The organism is Sphingomonas hengshuiensis, assembly GCF_000935025.1.
Classification (GTDB): domain Bacteria; phylum Pseudomonadota; class Alphaproteobacteria; order Sphingomonadales; family Sphingomonadaceae; genus Sphingomonas; species Sphingomonas hengshuiensis.
Map to the genome: position 1 here is coordinate 944,398 of NZ_CP010836.1, position 15,650 is coordinate 960,047.

At 65.1% G+C, this 15,650-nt stretch carries 10 protein-coding genes; 9 read left to right on the forward strand and 1 reads right to left on the reverse strand.

Annotated elements, in window-relative coordinates; all coding sequences use genetic code 11:
• Positions 1-317 precede the first annotated feature (317 nt).
• From TS85_RS04200 to TS85_RS04220, 5 genes are all read left to right on the forward strand, one after another.
• On the forward strand, positions 318-2,042 hold the full coding sequence (locus TS85_RS04200; protein ID WP_052507733.1) for a hypothetical protein: 1,725 nt from the start codon (positions 318-320) through the stop codon (positions 2,040-2,042).
• A gap of 56 nt (positions 2,043-2,098) precedes the next feature.
• Positions 2,099-5,143 (forward strand): TonB-dependent receptor plug domain-containing protein, encoded by a 3,045-nt coding sequence (locus TS85_RS04205; RefSeq protein WP_052507734.1) that lies wholly within the window; start codon positions 2,099-2,101, stop codon positions 5,141-5,143.
• A gap of 65 nt (positions 5,144-5,208) precedes the next feature.
• The gene (locus TS85_RS04210) at positions 5,209-6,642 is read left to right on the forward strand and encodes a M20/M25/M40 family metallo-hydrolase (protein WP_044330601.1); all 1,434 of its coding nucleotides are present in this window, start codon (positions 5,209-5,211) and stop codon (positions 6,640-6,642) included.
• Positions 6,639-7,877, forward strand: coding sequence for a M24 family metallopeptidase (locus TS85_RS04215; RefSeq protein WP_044330603.1), 1,239 nt, complete (start codon positions 6,639-6,641; stop codon positions 7,875-7,877). The genes TS85_RS04210 and TS85_RS04215 overlap by 4 nt, the downstream gene beginning before the upstream one ends.
• Positions 7,878-7,896: 19 nt before the next feature.
• The gene (locus TS85_RS04220; RefSeq protein WP_044330606.1) at positions 7,897-9,264 is read left to right on the forward strand and encodes a M24 family metallopeptidase; all 1,368 of its coding nucleotides are present in this window, start codon (positions 7,897-7,899) and stop codon (positions 9,262-9,264) included.
• Positions 9,265-9,484: 220 nt separating this feature from the next.
• Here TS85_RS04220 and TS85_RS04225 read toward each other — a convergent pair whose 3' ends face one another.
• Positions 9,485-10,825: a M24 family metallopeptidase gene (locus TS85_RS04225; protein ID WP_044335823.1), complete on the reverse strand. Its 1,341-nt coding sequence runs from the start codon at positions 10,823-10,825 to the stop codon at positions 9,485-9,487.
• A gap of 711 nt (positions 10,826-11,536) precedes the next feature.
• Here TS85_RS04225 and TS85_RS04230 point away from each other — a divergent pair.
• The 4 genes from TS85_RS04230 to TS85_RS04245 are packed head-to-tail and all read left to right on the forward strand — an operon-like array spanning position 11,537 to position 15,415.
• Positions 11,537-12,127, forward strand: a complete 591-nt coding sequence (locus TS85_RS04230; protein ID WP_155006294.1) for a hypothetical protein — start codon at positions 11,537-11,539, stop codon at positions 12,125-12,127.
• Positions 12,124-13,362 carry a hypothetical protein gene (locus tag TS85_RS04235; RefSeq protein WP_044330608.1) on the forward strand — a complete coding sequence of 413 codons (1,239 nt, stop codon included), beginning with the start codon at positions 12,124-12,126 and terminating at the stop codon, positions 13,360-13,362. Before TS85_RS04230 ends, TS85_RS04235 begins: the two co-directional genes overlap by 4 nt.
• Positions 13,359-14,252 (forward strand): glycosyltransferase family 2 protein, encoded by an 894-nt coding sequence (locus tag TS85_RS04240; protein ID WP_044330609.1) that lies wholly within the window; start codon positions 13,359-13,361, stop codon positions 14,250-14,252. The genes TS85_RS04235 and TS85_RS04240 overlap by 4 nt, the downstream gene beginning before the upstream one ends.
• Positions 14,249-15,415 carry a phenylacetate--CoA ligase family protein gene (locus TS85_RS04245; protein ID WP_044330610.1) on the forward strand — a complete coding sequence of 389 codons (1,167 nt, stop codon included), beginning with the start codon at positions 14,249-14,251 and terminating at the stop codon, positions 15,413-15,415. The genes TS85_RS04240 and TS85_RS04245 overlap by 4 nt, the downstream gene beginning before the upstream one ends.
• The last annotated feature ends 235 nt before the right edge of the window (positions 15,416-15,650 follow it).

The window sequence follows — 15,650 nt, forward strand, 5'->3', positions numbered from 1 at the left end:
CAGTCCTCTTCGCCGCGAAGGGCGCGTCTCTATCTGCTCGGGGGATCGGCTAAATTTTGAACCTTCTCCATAAACCGCCCGGACATGTTCGCCAGGCGAACGCCCCGACGACTCGGTTCAGCCCGCCAGTGTACGCAATTATCCTCGGAAATCCGCTGAAATCGGTGAATGTCGTAGATTCCCGGAGGTTCGCGCAGTTCACTGGCAAAACATTTGTGCGCTATGCGCTCAAACCCTATTGACAGACGGCGTAACCAAAATCACACATTTGTTCACGGTCAGACCCGAAAAGGGGCGCCGGAACAGGGGAAACGGACATGCGAAAGATATTCGCGGTCGGTGTCGCGATGGCGACGCTGACGCTGGGCACGCACGCGCTTCATGCGGAGGAATTCCGAGTCGAACTGGCCGCGCCGGTTTCGGCGACGACCTATGAAGGCCGGCTGATCCTGATCCTGACCCGGGACGACAAGACCGAGCCCCGGTTCCAGGTCGGCCCCGCGTTCGACGCGCCGCAGATTTTCGGGCTGCAGGTCGAAAAATTCGGCAAGGGCCAGTTCCGCGTGATCGGCGCGACCGTCCCCGGATATCCCGGCCGCACGCTGGCCGACATCCCGGCGGGCACCTACACGGTGCAGGCCGTTCTCCACAAATATGACAGTTTTACCCTGGGCAACGGCAAGACCGTAAAGCTCCCCGCCGCGCGCGGCGCAGGGCAGAATTGGCGCAAAGAACCCGGCAACATCATCAGCAAGCCGGTCAAGGTCGATTTCGACCCCAAGCGGGCAGGGGCGATCACGATCGCGCTCACCGATATCCTGCCCCCGGTGGTCGAGCCCAAGGACAGCGAGTTCATCCGCCACTTCAAGTTCAAGTCGGAGCGGCTGTCCAAATTCTGGGGCCGCGACGTCTTCCTCAACGGCCATGTCCTCGTCCCGAAGGATTTCGACAAGCATCCCGAGGCGAAATATCCGCTGGCGATCTTCCACGGGCATTTCCCCGACGATTTCGGCGGCTTCCGCACCACGCCGCCCGATCCGAACGTCAAATGCGTCCAGAGCGAACGCTTCCGCAACGAGCCTTGCTATGCCCGCACCGAGCAGCAGGAAGCCTATGACTTCTACAAGAAATGGACGTCGCCCGATTTCCCCCGGATGCTGATCGTCGAGATCGACCATAGCAATCCCTATTATGACGACAGCTATGCGGTGAACTCGGCCAATCTTGGGCCGTATGGCGACGCCATCACCTATGATTTCATCCCCGCGCTCGAGAAGAAGTTCCGCGGGTTGGGGCAGGGTTGGTCGCGCTTCCTCTACGGCGGATCGACCGGCGGCTGGGAAGCGCTGGCGGTGCAGGTCTTCTATCCGGACGACTATAACGGCGCGTTCGCGGCCTGCCCGGACCCGATCGACTTCCGCCAGACGATGGTCACCAACCTCTATGAGGACAAGAACGCCTATTGGCGCGAAGGCCCGTTCGGGCGCGTCGCCAAGCCCGGCAAGCGCGATTATCTCGGCCATGTCTCCTACACTGCCGAGGACGAGAATCGCTGGGAAGCGGTGCTCGGCGACAAGACGCGCTCGGGCGGCCAATGGGATATCTGGGAGGCGGTCTATTCGCCGATGGGCGCGGACGGCTATCCGCAGCGGATCTGGGACAAGGCGACCGGCGTCATCGACAAGAAGGTCGCCGACTATTGGCGCGAGAATTACGATCTTCGCTACATCATGGAACGTGACTGGAAGACTTTGGGGCCAAAGCTCCAGGGAAAGATCCATATCTATGTCGGCGACATGGACAATTTCTACCTGAACAACGCCGTCTACCTGATGGAGGATTTCCTCAAAAAGGCGACGCCGGCCTATCAGGGCGAGCTCACCTATGGCGACCGCGACGAGCATTGCTGGAACGGCGATCCCAGCGTGCCCAATTCGGTCGGGCGGCTGCGCTACAACAGCATGTACGTGCCCAAGATCCTCAAGCGGATCGAGGCGGCGGCCCCGCCGGGCGCCGACCTGACGAGCTGGCGCTACCGCTGATCGCGGCCCGGGCCGCCCAATCACCAAGACATAAACCAAAAACGGGGAAATATATCATGATCCAACGCAACGGAATTCGCGCGACTTTGCTCGGCTCGGTCTTCGCGCTCGGCACGCTTTCGGCGCTGCCCGCGATGGCGCAGGTCGCCGAAGACGCGCCGGTAAGCGAGGAAGGCGAAGCCATCGTCGTCACCGGCTCGCGCATCAGCTCGGCCAATGTCGTCAGCGTCAGCCCGATTACGACGATCTCGTCCGAAGAGTTCGCCCAGCGCGGCACGGTGCGCACCGAGGATCTGGTGAACCAGTTGCCACAGGTGTTCGCGGCGCAGGGGGCCGCCAATTCGAACGAAGCGACCGGCACGGCACAGGTCGATCTTCGTGGGCTCACGCCGTCGCGCACGCTGGTCCTCGTGAACGGTCGGCGGCTGCCCTATGGCTCGCCCAAGAACATCCCGTCGGATCTCAACCAGGTGCCGACGCCGCTGATCCAGTCGGTCGAAGTGCTCACCGGCGGCGCATCCGCGGTCTATGGCTCGGACGCGATCGCCGGCGTGGTCAATTTCAAGCTGATGGACAATTTCAACGGCTTCCGCATGACGGGCAGCGTCGGCGGCTATCAGCACAATAACGATCGCGGCGAACTGCGCGACTTGCTGGACAGCCGGAACGCGGCGGTCCCGGGTGCCTATCCCAAGCCCGACGGCAGCGTGTGGAACGGCTTCACGACCGAGATTTCGGCGGTCGCGGGCGGCAATCTTGCCGATGGTCGCGGCAACGTCACGGCCTATGCCACCTATCGCAAGGTCAATGCGATCCTCCAGGCCGATTATGATTACAGCGCGTGCGCGCTGGGCACCACCGGCACCGGCGGCAACACCTATTCGTGCAGCGGATCGGGCACCAATGCCCCCGCCAACCTGACCAATGCGGGCGGTATCGCCGGGCTGCCGACCTCGTTCCGCGTATCGGACGGCCAGTTCGTCGCGGGCACCCAGACCTATAATTTCGCGCCCTATAACTATTACCAGCGCCCCGATGAGCGCTATTCGTTCGGCGCGACGGCGCATTACGAAGTGAACGACCATTTCAAGCCGTATCTCGAACTGGCGTTCATGGATGATCGCTCGGTGGCGCAGATCGCGCCGGGCGTGAACAGCGCCGGCATCAACATCAATGCCAACGGCATCAACGGGATCAATTGCGACAACCCGTTCCTGAGCACGCAGCAGGCCAATTTCCTGTGCACCAGCCGCGGCCTGTCGACCGCCAGCACCTATGACGCGCAGGGCAATTATGCCGGCCCGGCTTCGGTCGCAGAGGGCGTGCTGGTCGCGCGCCGCAACGTCGAAGGCGGCAACCGCCAGGACGACATCCAGCACCAGACCTATCGCGTCGTCGCGGGGACCAAGGGTTCGGTTTTCGGCCCGTTCAACTATGATTTGTACGGCATCTATTCGAAGGTCAGCTATCGCAGCCGCTTCTCGGGCGACTCCAATCGCCAGCGCACGGCCAATGCGTTCAACGCGGTGCGCAACTCGACCGGCCAGATCGTCTGCGCGATCAATGCCGATGCCAATCCGAACAACAACGACGCCAATTGCGCGCCGCTCGACTATTTCGGCGCCTCGGCCAGCCAGGCTGCGACGGACTATGTCGCCGAAGTGAAGAGCATCACCGGCGACACCAGCCTGATCAACATCGTCGGCGTGATCGAGGGCAATCTGGGCACCTATGGCATCCAGTCGCCCTTTGCGGACAATGGCATCGGCATCGCCTTCGGCCTCGAATATCGCAAGAACAGCGTCGATTACCAGCCGGACGAAATCTATCAGGCTTCCGCCAGCCCCGAGCTGCCGATCAGCGGTTCGACCGCGGCGAAGGAGTTTTTCGGCGAGCTGATCGTGCCGCTGGTCGAAAGCCGCCCGTTCTTCGACACGCTCTCGTTCGAAGGCGCCTATCGCTATTCGGACTATGACACCGGCTTCAAGACCGACACCTACAAGCTGGGGCTGAACTGGGCGCCGGTGCGCGACGTGCGCTTCCGCGGTTCGTACCAGCGCGCGGTGCGTGCGCCGAACGTGATCGAGCTGTTCTCGAGCCAGACGCTGTTCGAAGTCGAGCTGACCGAGAATGCCGATGGGTCCTACGATCCCTGCTCGGGCGCGACCCCGATCGCGACCTTCGCGCAATGCGCACGCACGGGCGTGACGGCGGCGCAATATGGGAATATCGTCGACAATCCGGCGGGCCAGTTCAACTCGCTGATCGGTGGTAACCCGGACCTCCAGCCGGAGACGGCGAAGACGCTGTCGCTCGGCGCGGTGTTCGAGCCGAGCTTCGTCCGCGGGCTGACCATCTCGGTCGATTATTTCGACATCAAGGTCGAGAACCTCGTCGGCAGCGTCAACCCGAACCTCTCGCTGGCGAACTGCCTGTCGAGCGGGGATGCGTATTTCTGCAACCAGATCCAACGCAGCCCGGCGGGGTCGCTGTGGCAGGGCGAGGCGGGGTATTTCCGCCGCTTCAACGTCAACACCGGCTCGCTCCAGACCAAGGGCGTCGACGTCGCCGTCGATTACCGGATGAACCTCGACGATCTCGGCATCGGCGGCGGGCGGCTGAGCTTCAACCTCGCGGGCACCTATCTCGACTCGTACAAGACGGTGCCGCTGCCCAATTCGCCGAGCGCCGACGTGTATGAATGCGCGGGGCTCTATGCCGGGCTGTGCGGGCGTCCGCGTCCCGAATGGCGCCACAAGCTGACGACGATCTGGGCGCCGAGCAGCGCGTTCAACGTGGCGCTCGGCTGGCGCTTCGTGTCGTCGGTCAAGATCGCGCAGACGAGCGATCAGCCCGCGCTCACCGGCAGCTATGCCGCGCTCAACGAGCAACTCAACGCGCGCAGCTATTTCGATCTGTCGACGGCGCTCACCGTGCGCAAGGACTTCACGCTCCGCCTGGGCGTGAACAACATCCTCGACAAGGACCCCCCCCTCACCACGACTTCGGCGATCGAGGATGGCGGCAACGGCAACACCTACCCGCAATTCTATGACGCGACCGGCCGCTATCTCTTCCTGAGCGCGTCGATCGGCTTCTGATTGGTACCAGCCCCGGGGACGCACTATCGTCCCCGGGGATTTTTCGTTTTCGAGAGGGTGTTTGCATGAATCACGGATTTGCTCGGCGCGTCGCGGCGCTGGTGCTGGTGTCTGTCGGCGGAGCGGCTCTGCCTGCCGCGGCGCAGAAGGCGGCGGCGGTGACCGACACAGATCGCGCCATGGCCCGGGCAATCCTGGAGGAAGCCATTGCCACGCCGACCGCCAAGGGGCGGGGGCAGGTGCCGGTGCTGGCGGAGAAATTCGCCAAGCGCCTGCGCGAAGCGGGCTTTCGCGACGAGGATATCCAGATGCTGCCCGTCGAGATCGACGGCGAGAAGACCGTGGGGCTGGTGGTGCGCTATGCCGGCCGCAACCCGGCGGCGAAGCCCATCGCGTTCCTCGGCCATATGGACGTGGTCGACGCGCTCAAGGAGAATTGGGCGACCGATCCCTATGTGCCGACCGAGAAGGACGGCTATATCTATGGCCGCGGCTCGACCGACAACAAGGCGGGGGTCACCGCGCTGGTCGCCACGTTCATCCGGCTGAAGAAAGCGGGCTTCGTGCCCGAGCGCGATCTGCTCCTCGCCTTTTCGGGAGACGAGGAGACCGGCATGCTGACCACGCGCAAGCTGATCGAGCATCCCTGGGTGGCGCGCGCCGAATATGCGCTCAATTCGGATGCCGGCGGCGGTTCGGTGACCGCCGACGGCAAATATGATTTCAATATCCAGGCAGCGGAAAAGACCAACGCCAGCTTCGCGATCTCGGCGAGCAACCCGGGCGGCCACAGCTCGGTGCCGCGCCCCGAGAACGCGATCTACGAACTCGCCGACGCGATCAAGAAGGTCCAGTCGGTGCGCTTCCCGGTCGAGTTCAACGAGATCACGCGCATCATGGTCACCGACCTCGCGGCGGAGAAGGGCGGGGCGCTCGGCGCTGCGCTGACGACGCTGCTGGCCAACCCGACCGACGCCGCGGCGCGCGCCGAGGTGGAGAAATATCCGCAATATTCGAACCTGCTCCAAACCACCTGTGTCGGCACGATGCTCCAGGCGGGCAACGCCCCCAACGCGCTGCCACAGAATGCGACGCTCACCGTCAATTGCCGCATCTTCCCCGGCACCCCGGTCGCGGCGGTGCAGGCGAAGCTGGTCGAGGCGATTGGCAACGACAAGATCCGCTTCGCGCTGATCGGCGAGGCGGTCGAGAGCCCGGTATCGCCGGTGAACCCCGCGCTGTTCGCGACGCTGCAACGGTCGGTACGCAAGGTCTATCCCGGGGTCGAGCTCAAGCCGAGCATGTCGTCGGGCGGCACCGATGGGCGCGAGTTCCGCAAGCGCGGCATCCCCACCTATGGCGCCGGTGCGTTGCCGCTGCGGATGCCCGAGGACAGCCGTGCGCACGGCACCGACGAGCGCGTGCCGATCGCCGCCTATCTGCGTCAGCTCGATTATTGGGATGCGCTGCTGCGCGACCTGGGGAGCCGCGCGAAGTGAGCCTCGGCCGTCGCGGAGTGCTGGGGCTCGCCGCTGCGGGCACTGCGCTCGGGGCGGCACCGCGCGCGTTGGCCAAGCCGCAATCCCCGGCGATCGCCACCGCCCTGCCGATCACGCGCGCCGAGCGCGAGGCGCGGCTGGCGCGGGTTCAGGCCGAGCTGCGACGCCGCAACCTCTCTGCATTGCTCGTCGAGGCGGGATCGTCGCTCGTTTATTTTACCGGAGTCGACTGGTGGCGCAGCGAACGCACCACCGCCGCGGTGATCCCCGCGGAAGGCCCGGTGCTGATCGTCACGCCCTTCTTCGAAGAACCGTCGATCCGCGAGATGCTCGACGTCCCCGGCGACGTGCGGGTGTGGCAGGAGGATGAAAGTCCGTTCGCGCTGATCGCGGACTGGCTCAAGGCGAAGAAGCTGGCCGGCGGCACGCTGGCGATCGAGGAGACTGCGCGCTTCTTCATCGTCGACGGCATCCGCGCGCTGCTGCCCGATCTGCGCACCGTGTCGGGGGCGGACGTGGTCAACGCGCTGCGGCTGATCAAGAGCCCCGCCGAAATTGCGCTGGTGCAGCGTGCGAACGATATCCTCAACGCGGCGTACCGCGCGACGCACCCGCAGGTGCAGCGCGGCATGACCGCGACCGAGATCAACGCGATCATGACCGCCGAGATCGCACGGCTGGGCGGCCAGCGCGGATCGAGCAGTGCCCAGATCGGTCCCGGCAGCGCGCTGCCGCATGGTTCGAAGGAGCGGCTGAAGCTGAGCGAGGGCTTGATCGTGCTGATGGACTGCGTCTGCACGATCGAGGGCTATCACGCCGACATTTCGCGCACCTTCGTCCACGGCGCGCCCTCGGCGGAGCAGCGCAAGGCCTTTAGCGATGCCCGGCGCGGGCAGGACATCGCGATGCAGGCGGCGCGGATCGGCGCGGCTGCGGGCAGCGTCGACGATGCGGTGCGCGGCTATTACGAAAAGCTCGGTTACGGCCCGCGCTACCGGCTGCCCGGGCTGTCGCATCGCACGGGACATGGCATAGGGCTCGACGTCCATGAGCCGGTCAATCTCGTCCATGGCGAGGCCACGCCGCTGGCCGCGGGCATGTGCTTCTCGAACGAGCCGGGCCTCTATTTCCCCGGCAGCTTCGGCGTCCGCGTCGAGGATTGCTTCTACATGACCGATCGCGGCCCGCGCTATTTCACGCAGCCGCCCCCCTCGCTCGACCAGCCCTTTGGCTAGGCTCCACGAAAGGACACGTATGTCTCCCCTCAAGGCCCTGACCATGGGCAGCGCCGCCGCGCTCGCCCTGCCGATCCCGCATGCCTCGGCGGCGCCGTGCACGCCGACCCAGAGCGAGGCGTCGATGTCGCCCGCCATGCCCGCGATTCTGCCGCTGCGCGAGCAGGCGGTGCTGCGCGACCGGTGGCTGCAACAGCGGTTCGAAACCGTCCTGCCCGCGCTGATGCGCGAGAACGGGATCGACATGTGGATCCTCGTCGCCCGCGAATATCTCGAAGACCCGGTGATGACGACGATGCTCAACGCCACCAATTTGCGCGCGCGGCGCCGCACGATCCTGATCTTCTTCGATCCGGGTCAGGGCAAGCCGATCGAGCGGCTGGTGGTGAGCAAGCACGGCATGGGCGACCTGTACGAACCCGTATGGGACATGGACAAACAGCCCGACCAATGGGCGCGCGTCCGCGAACTCGTTGCCGCGCGCAATCCCAGGAAGATCGCGCTCAACACGTCGTCGCTGACGGCGTTCGCGGACGGCATCACCCACAGCCAATATACCGACCTGATGGCTGCGCTGACGCCGGCGATGCGCGAACGGATCGTGCCCGGCTATCCGCTGGCGATCGGCTGGCTCGAGACGCGTACGCCGCAGGAAATGGTGCGTTATGCCGAGGCGGTGCGCGCGGCGCATGCGATCATCGGCGAGGGCTTTTCGGCGAAGGTCGTCAAGCCCGGCGTGACCACCAACGAGGATCTGGTGTGGTGGTATCGCCAACGCGTCAACGACCTGGGCTTCGGTTCGTGGTTCCATCCCTCGGTAGAGGTCACGCGCAAAGGCACGCCGGGCGTACTGCGCGAACAGGCCGGCGTGATCCAGAAGGGCGACATGCTGCGCGTCGATTTCGGGATCGTCTATCTGGGCTTCAACACCGATACCCAGCATGTCGCCTATGTGCTGCGCGACGGCGAGAGCGATGCCCCGGCGGGGCTGAGGGCCGGGCTGCTCGACAGCAACTGTGTTCAGGATGCGGTGACGTCCGAATTCCGCGTCGGCGTGACGGGCAACGAAGTGCTCAACCGCGCCCGCGGCAAGGCGATCGCGCAGGGGCTGAAGCCGACCATCTATTCGCACCCGATCGGCTATCACGGTCACGCCGCGGGCAGCAGTATCGGCCTGTCGGAGGAGCAGAAGTTCGTTCCCACCGGCGAATATAAGCTGCGCCCGAACATCGCCTGGTCGATCGAACTCAAGGCGACCCGCACGGTGCCCGAATGGGGCAATCAGGAAGTCGACTTCAAGAGCGAGGAAGACGCGTTCTTCGACGGCCAGACCGTGCGCTACATCGACGGTCGCCAGACCAGGTTCCACCTGATCGGCGCGGAATAAGCCGGCTGCCGCTCCCGCGCGCTGGCGGGAGCGGAAATCGTAGACGCATTCGGGCAAGCATATATTCCGTCATCCCAGCGCAGGCTGGGACCCATTCTCCACTCCGTTGGGTCAAGAAGCGTAGGCGGAGCACCGAATGGATCCTGACTTTCGTCAGGATGACGGCGTGTTGTTCATATGCGATTGCGCTCCCGCGCGCTGGCGGGAGCGGCAGTCGCGATCAGGGCCTGGGCACCAGGATGAAGCTCTCCTGCCCGCCATCGAGGAAGCGGAAGCTGCCATCGGGTGACAGGAAGCCGTCTTCCTCATGCATGAACCGCACCTTCTGGCCGCCCCATTCGGGCACCTTCGCTTCGGCGTTGAGTTCGATCGACCAGGCGGTGTTGGGGTCGATGCGATACTCGCCGCGTCCCGGCGCGGGCTTCTGGCTCTCCCACGCGCCGATCCAGGTTCCCGCGCCATGGCCGTGATAGCCGATCGGGTGCGAATAGATCGTGCCCTCGATCCCCTCGCGCTCGATCTGCCGGCGCGCGGTGGCGAGGACTTCGTTGCCGGTGCTGCCGGGTTTGAGTGCGGCGATGGTGGCGGCACGGACGCGGTTCATCGCCGCCATCCCGTCGCGCAGCCCCTTGGGCGCCTGTATCTCGCCAGGCTTGAGCACATAGGCGAGCCGCTGGATATCGGTGTTCAGCCCCAGATAGGTGATGCCGAAATCGACGTGGAGCATGTCGCCGGGCATGATGATCGCGTCGCCGCGATGCCCCATTTCCTGCACGCTGAACTTGCCTCCATCGGCGCGCTGGATCGCGACGCTGGGCTGGAACCAGGTGTCGAGCTTCAACTCGGCGATGCGATTGCGGAAGTACCAGACGACATCGTCCGACGTGGTAACCCCCGGCGTGATCACCAGTTCGGAAAATCCCTCTTCGATGATCGCGTGCGATATGCGCGAGATTATGGGGTAGGTCGCCATCTCGTTGGGGATGCGCGTCTCCAGCCAGCCCAGCCCCAGCCGCTCATGTGCCACCAGCCGCTTCGACAGGTCCGGGCCCAGCGCGCGCACGATCGCCTCATAATGCGTCGAGCTGAGCCCGTCGGCGAGCGGGAAGCCCTCGGACCTGTTGAGCGCAATGGTCGACGGATTGCGCGCCGCGATGATCTTGGCGAGTTCGGCCCATTGATCGGGCTGTTCGTCGGGGTTCCAAGCCGGGGCGAAATCCCCGACCGGATAGCGCGCCAGCGCCAGCTTCTCGATCGGCTTGCCCGCGCCCGGATCGAAGAACACCAGGATCGTGCGGCGCCGCGCGTGCAGCCAGGTGGCGGGCAGCATCGTCTCGACGATCGGGTCCTCGTTATATTCGCCGGCGACAAGGACCCACATCTGCACCTTGTCGCGCCGCATCAGCATCGGCAGCACTGTCTCGAACCGCTGCTTGAGCCAGCGATCCTCGGTCTCGGCCCGGCGTTCCAGCGGCAGGATGGCGGGCATCTGCAGCACCGCGGAGCGCGCAGGAACGTCCTGTTCCGTCGGCGCGAGCGCCGCCGCGGTAACTGCCAGCATCAACGAAAACATACTATCCCCCAGATTGTTCGCATACCGTACATATGTTCGCAGGATGGTATGCCGCGCAGCCGGGCAAAGGCAATCCCTGTTTAGGTGGCCGCGCGCAATCTCCCGACGCCCTTGTTCGATCCGGCATCACCATCGATGCGGGGAGGAGGCGGCCTTTAGTCACCAAGTGGATTGTGGTGGCGGCGCTGTTGGTCGCTGACCGGAGCACCATCGGCCGCGCGATATCCCTTGCGCAGTGAAGTTCGTGCTTGGAGAGCTTATAGCTGGCTTCCGCTCTGTAGGCAGTCGGAGTCGGCCATGCGAATATCACTTAATATCGAGTTGAGTAGTTTATTGTTTGCCCGTGCCGTATTTTTTACGATGTATTGCAGTCGAATCGGACGTATCCGGATCGGCGCAGGTTGTGCGTATAAAAGATGCGAAGCTGAGATAGACAGGTGAAGTCGAAGGGGTGGGTGGACGATGGCGGGTTCTCTGCGAGCAATCATATTGCCTGTGCTTGAATCGGTATCATCCACGCGCATCCGAGATGAACTGATACGGTGCTTTTCAGAAAACTCCCGATATTTCCGTACGATCGAAGATGGATTTATCACCCTGACCGGCCAACGGCAGGATCCCGAGGCGCTGTCCAGCTTCTTCCATAGCTGGTCGCAGACCAACAACAGCGCGGCTACGGTTGCGGGGATCGGGAATCGATTGACGCTCCTGCTCCATCGCGGGCAGCCAGTCGGCGACGAGGGCGCGTTGCTGCGCGCGCTCACCAGCCTCGACCGGATCATCGATGAGGACCTCGCGGTCACGCATCGGGTGCTCCACGCGGACATGTTCTATCGCATGGCGACCGACATCGTCGGCGACGATCGCTGGTTGTCGCGGCGTTACCTGCATCCGGCGGCGAAGGCGTTCAAGGACTGGAAGGACCATAATTCGCTGCGAGACCGCGACCCCGTCATCGCGCTGCTCACCACCTTGACGCACGAAATCTACACGCATGGCGAGGTCGAGTTCATCCTCCCGCTGTTCCGGCGCTGGCTGGCCGAAGACTATGGTTTTTCCGACGCATCGATCCGCCAGACCCTCGGCTGGATCAGCGTCCATACCGGGCCGACCGAGAAGAACCATTTCTTCCACGCGCTGAGCGCGCTGGAGCATTTCGCCGATGCCATGGACGTCGCCATCGCAGACTATGCGCTCGACGAGATTGTGGGGCAGTATCTCGAGAAAAAGGCGGCCGTGCTCGAGCATATCTGTCTGCAGGACGCGGTCGAGGTCGAGGCGGTGCATTGAGCGACACAGGCGGCGATGCGCCCTTGCTGCGCATCGCCGAGCGCCGCTTCGCCGACGACCAGCGCGCGGCGCTGGCGGCGCGGATGGGCGCTCCGCCGATCATCGACAGCAAACAGCTCGCGGCGATGCCGGTGCTGGTCACCCCCGACTATCTGGCGCGGCTCACGCGGCTGAACCAGCTGCTCGACAGGGCGTTGCGCGCGATCGTCGCGCAATATTTCGACGATCCGCGCATCCGCTCGGTCTATGCCTTGCCCGACCCGATCGAAGCGATCCTGCGGCTGGCGCACGGACAGCCCTATCGCGTCGGCTGGCACCGCCCCGACTTCGTTCACGACAGCAATGGCCAGCCACGGGTCTGCGAGATCGGCGCACGCTATCCGCTCAACGGGTGGATGGTGAGCGAACGTGCAGCCGAGGCACTCGCGCCGCACGCGGCTGCCGCAGGGCTGGGCGACGTGACCGGGCATGGTTTTGTCGACGCGCTGTGCGCGCCCTATAGCCCCGGCGATACCGTGGCGATGCTCCATGCGGGCGAGGCGGGAACCGAAATCTTCCTTCTCGCCGAGATGCTTGGCGAACGCGGCATCGACTTCCTGTCGGTCTCGCCGACCGCGCTCGAACGGGTGGGCGGCACGTTGCGCGCGGGCGGGCGGACGATCGACCATGTCATCCTCGAGATGGACCGAAGCGAGTTGCCGTCGATCCCCGGCGCGGTGCTGCGGCACCTGATCGCCACCGGGCGTTATTTCAACGATGTCCGCACGCTGATCCTGGTCCATGACAAGCGCGTACTCGCGGTGCTGTGGGACGATGCGATCCGCCGGAGCCTTTTGCCGGCGGACGAGGCGGAGGAACTGCGCGGCTTCCTGATCCCCTCCTGGACGATCGGCTGTGCCGATGGCTGCAAAGCATTGCTCGCGCGCGACGAGGACATGATCGCCAAGCGCAGCAGCGGCGGGCGCGGAATCGACGCGCTGGTGCGCCGCGAGTGCGGGGAGGCGGCGTGGCGCGCGCGCGTGGAGCGCGACTGGTCCCGGGACATGTACCAGCAGTATCTGGCGCAGCGAAACTACGGCGCGCCCGGCGATGCCCGCGCGACGCATCTGGTCGGGTTGCAGCTGTGCCGCGACGCGACGAGCTATGGCCCCGGCATCTTCCGCGGTTCCAGCGCGTCGGTGATCAACCTCCACGGCGATCGCGGCCTGATCTACGTACCCCTGGTCGCGCGATGACCAGCCTTGCGGTCGTGATCCCGCTGTTCGACAAACGGGCGTTCGTCGCGGAAACCATCGCCTCGCTTGCGGGACAGGAGGTCCCGCCCGACGCGCTGATCCTCGTCGACGACGCGAGCATCGATGGCAGCGCGGAGGTCGCGGAGCAGGCGCTTGCCCACCATGCCGCCGCGCTCGCGGGTACGCGCGTCGAGTGGGTGCGGCGGGCGGAGAATGGTGGCCCGGGGGCGGCGCGCAACAGCGGCATCGAACGCGCCGACTGCGAGCTTCTCCTCTGCCTCGACGCCGACGACAGGCTGCGCCCCGATGCACTGCGCTACATGCGCGACATCATGGACCGTCATGCGCTCGCAATGGCGGTGATCGGCTATGCGAGCGACCCCGCTGGCGAAGTGTTTCCGGAGCTTGCCCTGCTCGCCGCCGAGCTTGCGCCGATCGAGGAGGGGCTGTTCGGTCTCGCCGACCCGCTGCGCGCGGTCGCACACCCCGAATTCATGATGGGCCGCGCCAGCAACGTCGTCGTGCGGCGCCGCTGGATAGGCGCGCACCGCTATGAACGCGCCCGTCTCAACGAGGGCGTCGATTTCTGGTATCGCGTTCTGAAGGACGTCGTTGCCGCCGATGCGCCGGTGGGGTTGGTCGCGGAGCCCCTGATCCGTTTTCGCGTCTCCCCCGACAGCCTGTCGCACCGCCGCTGCGGCGACTGGCGCGCGTTAGAGGTCCCGCCGACCGTACTGCGCTATCGCACCAGCGCCGACCGCCGCGACCGGCGGATGGCGGCAATGCTCCTCGCGCGCTGGCACGACCACGCGCTGGGCATCTTGCCCGAGGACCAGCGGGCGCCGTTCCTGGCGCAGTATCGCGACTTGTTCGAGACGCCCGACGCATGACCGGCCCCGGCGATGCGGCGCTGCTGCGCGACGGTTTCGCCCGCGCACGCGCGCATCGTTTCTACCGCGACCATTTCGCCGGGATCGACGACTATGGCGCCGCGCCGCCGGTCGACAAGGCGGTGCTGAAGCCGCACCTCGACGGTTTCGCGCCCGGCGCCGAACCGCGCGGCGTCTATCTGGTCCGTTCGGGCGGGAGCACGCAGACCCCGCTCGTGTTTCCGGTCGACATCGACGAAAACCATGCCCAGCGCCATGCGCTCGCCACCGCGTTGATGGCCGGCGGGATGTTCGATGCGGCGACGGTCGCGCTCAACCTGTTCGGCTATGCCGACATGTACCGGACCGCGGCGATCATCGACGACCTGCTCGAACGCTGTAGCGCGACCTCGCTGCCGATGAGCGCGCATGCCCGGTACGAGGATGTCGTGGCGACGGCGCGGCGGTTCGCGCCGACGCATCTGCTCGCCACACCCTCGAAGCTTCAGCTGTTCGCAGAATTTCTCCGCACCGGCGGCGTGCGCCTGGATATTCCCCAGTTGCTCTATGCGGGCGAACCGCTCCCCGCGAGCGCCGCGGAAGCCTTTGCCGAAAGCTTCGGCACCCGGCGATTCTGGTCGCTCTACGGCGGCGCGGAGACCGGCATCTGGGCATGGTCCGACGCGAGCCGCCAGCCCGGGCTGTTCCGCATCCTGCCGCAGATCGTCGTCGAAGTGATGGCGCCCGACCCCGACGGGTTCGGCGAGCTCGCCGTCACCAACGGCTATCGCAAGCGCTTTCCCGTGTTCCGCTACCTCGTCGGCGATGTCGGCCGGCTGGTCGAGCGCGACGGCGTGCGCCTGCTCGAACTGCTCGGGCGTAACGCGCGCTCGTTCCTGCTTGCCGAGCAGCATTTCGAGGTCGCGCTGTTTGCACCCCTCGCAGCAGGGGCAGAGGCATTCCAGATTGAGTTGCGGCGCGGGGAGCAGGGCTGGGACCGCCTCGCGCTTCTGCTGGTCGATCCGGGCGGGAAATGCGCAGTCGATGCTGCGGCGGCGGGACTTGCCCGGCTATTGCACGAGGCGCCACGCGTCGGCATCGACGTGCGGCGCGTCACGATGGCGGCGCTGCACCACGACCCGGTTACGGCGAAGAGGCCGGTGATCGCCGATTTCCGGCGCTGATCATTGGCCGGCGTGGCGCGGAGGTCGGCGGCCTAAAGGCTAGAGGGCTCAAAAATTGCACCTACAGAATTGATATTGAACGGTAGTTATGAGAGCGATGTGATCTATACCACTAAAAATACCATCGCGTGTCCTCGTTATATTGACGGCGCTTTGGATAATAGTGCGAGTCACATTTGCGGCATGAAGCGATCTGGTCGAAGGAGGGCCGGCGCCCTTGCCAATAGGGCGGCCC